Source organism: Pseudokineococcus marinus, assembly GCF_013004605.1.
Classification (GTDB): Bacteria; Actinomycetota; Actinomycetes; order Actinomycetales; family Quadrisphaeraceae; genus Pseudokineococcus; species Pseudokineococcus marinus.
Map to the genome: position 1 here is coordinate 1 of NZ_JABEMA010000374.1, position 2,646 is coordinate 2,646.

Here is a 2,646-nt window from a genome sequence, read left to right on the forward strand (position 1 = left end):
GGTGGCGGCGGCCGGACCGCCCGGTGCGCCGGCTCCGCCGCCGGCCCCGCGCCGTCCTCGGGACGGTGCCGTCGTGCCCGTGCACCGGGCCTGAGGCGCCCCCGGCCGACCCCGTGGCCGACCCCCTTGGCCGACCCGCGCCTCAGGAGGGCTCGACCGGGTGGACCCCCTCGCGCGGGCCCTCCCCGAGCGGGCGCTGGTACCAGGCGACGTCGCGCCAGACCCCGAGCTTCCAGCCCGCGCGCGCGAAGGTGCCCACCGGGGCGAAGCCGAGGGCCGCGTGCAGCGCCTCGCTGGCCGGGTTCGGCAGGGCGACGACGGCCGTCGCCGTGAGCAGACCCCGCGCTGCGAGGCGGTCGAGCAGCGCGCCGTAGAGGAGCCTCCCGAGGCCCCGGCCGGTGGCCGCCGGTGCGAGGTGGACGGTCGTCTCGCACGTCCACCGGTAGGCCGGGCGGGGCCGGAAGGGCGTGGCGTGGGCCTCGCCGAGGACCTCGTCGCCGTCCACCAGCACCAGCCACGCGTGCTCGCGCTGCGACGCCGTGATGCGCCGCGCCGTCTCGGCGGCGTCCGGCGGCTCGGTCTCGAAGGTCGCCGCCGTGGCGAGCACGTACGGGGCGTACAGGGCGGCGCAGGCCGCGGCGTCCTCGACGGTGGCGTCGCGGACGAGGGCGTCCCCGCCCTCGGAGCCGGGCACCTCCCGCACCACCGACCTCGGGCGGGCGGCCGCCCGGCGCTCGGGCGTCCACGGCGCGCCCGCCTCCATCGCGCGGGCGCGCGAGGGGCGCACCGGCTCCGCGGCCGGCTCGGGCGAGCCGTCGGGGGCGCCGCTCACGACGGGGGGCTCGTGCAGGAGGTCCGTGCCACGGGGCAGAGCCTGCCGCGGCACGGACCTCCGGCGCGAGGCGCCCACGACGTCCGTGCGAGGACCCCGACGTCAGGACGCCGAGGCCACCTCGTACGTCTCCTGCGCCTGCGCGCCGAAGTAGGGGCCGTACATCGTCGTCGGGTCGACGACGTAGCCGAAGCTGTTGAGCGAGGTCGCCGTCCCCGTCCCCGTGGCCTCGTCGAAGCCCGAGTACCAGGGCCCGCCGCTCGAGCCGCCCGTCATCGCGCACGTGAGGCCCTGGTCGGCGCTGCCGCCCAGCGTGTCGGGGCGCGCCGTGCCGCTGCAGAACTGCAGGCTCATCCCGTCGTAGGGCGCCGCGGCCGGGTAGCCGAAGGCGTGCGTGCGCTCGCCGCGCGGCTGGCCGAAGGCGATGCCCTGGGCGCCGACGACGTCGGCCAGCGGCCGTCCCGCGACGGGGGAGAGGACCGCGAAGGCGACGTCGAAGTCCAGGTCCTCCGACGTCTCGTACTGGGGCGTCGTGACGAGCGCGCGGGCCGTCCAGACGCCGTGCGGGGCCGCCCCCTCGTCGTAGCCGGGCACGAAGACGAAGTCCGTGGCGTACTCGCCCTCGCCGTGGACGCAGTGCCCGGCGGTGAGGACGGTCGACAGGTTGTCCGCGGCGACCGAGCTCGCGGAGCACACGTAGTCGACCCCGCCGAGGGTGAAGAAGACCTTGCCGGTCGTGTCGACGACCTGGCCCCCACCCGTCCAGGGGACGCCGGTCGCGTCGGCCGTCGGCGCGGCGAGCAGGCCTCCCGCGGCGCGGCCCGCGGCGCCGGGCAGCCCGTCGACCACCTCCGGCGTCCCGGCGAGCACGTCGCCGGCCGCCTCCTCGAGGTGGCGCCGGGCGTCGGCCTCCTCGACGAGCGAGGAGCCGGGGACGGCGGCCCGCATCCGCTCCGGGGTCCAGCCGTCGACGACGGCGCGGCGCTCGTCGGCGGTGTCGACCCCCGTGGCGGCCGCGCTCGCCTCCGCGCCGGGCAGGGCGCCGGGCGGGGGGAGCGGTGACGCCCCGGTCGCCGCCCCGGCGGTGGCGGGCGCGCCGAGGAGCAGTCCGGCGCCGAGGCCGGCTCCCAGCACCGACCGCGCCAGCCGCGACCGGACCAGCCCCGAGGGGGCCTGCGCCGCTCGGGGCGGCCGTGAGGGGGAGGAGGACGTGCGCTGCGTCATGGGAGGGGCCCTTCCGACGTGCTCGCGGGCAGCGGCCCCCGACCACCGGGTCGTCCGGACCCGGCCGCCGCGCGGGAGCGCCGCTGGGCCGCCGACGCTAGGTCGAGGACGTCCCGGCCGGAACCCCAGGTCACGGAACGATCACGACGTCACTCGATCGAGTGACCCGGTCGCGGCCGTCGTCCGGCGTCGCGACGTCCGCCCAGCGCGCTCGCGGGGAGCCGTCAGACGGCGGTGGCACCATCGCGGCGTGAGCTCCCCGACGTCATCGCCGACCACCGGGCCGCGACGCGTCGTCGTCCTCGGCTCCACCGGCTCGATCGGCGTCCAGGCGCTCGAGGTCGCGGCCTCCGCGCCCGAGCGCTTCCGGGTCCTCGCCCTCGCGGCCGGCGGCTCGGACCCGGCGCTGCTGGCCCGCCAGGCCGTGGCCGCGCGGGTCGAGCACGTGGCCGTCGCGGACGAGCGCGCCCTGCCCGCGCTGCGCGAGCACCTCGCTGGCCTTCGTCTCCGGCTCCGGCAGTCGCAGCATCGTTCTGGCCGCGGCCTACGCCGCCGGCCTGGGCATCCCCTTCGTCCTGGTCGCCCTGGCC

General features: G+C 78.8%; 2 protein-coding genes and 1 pseudogene. 1 reads left to right on the plus strand and 2 read right to left on the minus strand.

The window, feature by feature from the left end; genetic code table 11:
- Positions 1 to 142: 142 nt before the first annotated feature.
- Positions 143 to 832: a GNAT family N-acetyltransferase gene (locus HLB09_RS15600; RefSeq protein WP_322790219.1), complete on the minus strand. Its 690-nt coding sequence runs from the start codon at positions 830 to 832 to the stop codon at positions 143 to 145.
- Between the two features lie 102 nt (positions 833 to 934).
- On the minus strand, positions 935 to 2,056 hold the full coding sequence (locus tag HLB09_RS15605; protein WP_212771212.1) for a trypsin-like serine peptidase: 1,122 nt from the start codon (positions 2,054 to 2,056) through the stop codon (positions 935 to 937).
- A gap of 250 nt (positions 2,057 to 2,306) precedes the next feature.
- Here HLB09_RS15605 and HLB09_RS20180 point away from each other — a divergent pair.
- A pseudogene (locus tag HLB09_RS20180) lies at positions 2,307 to 2,646 on the plus strand (hypothetical protein); the annotation flags it as partial.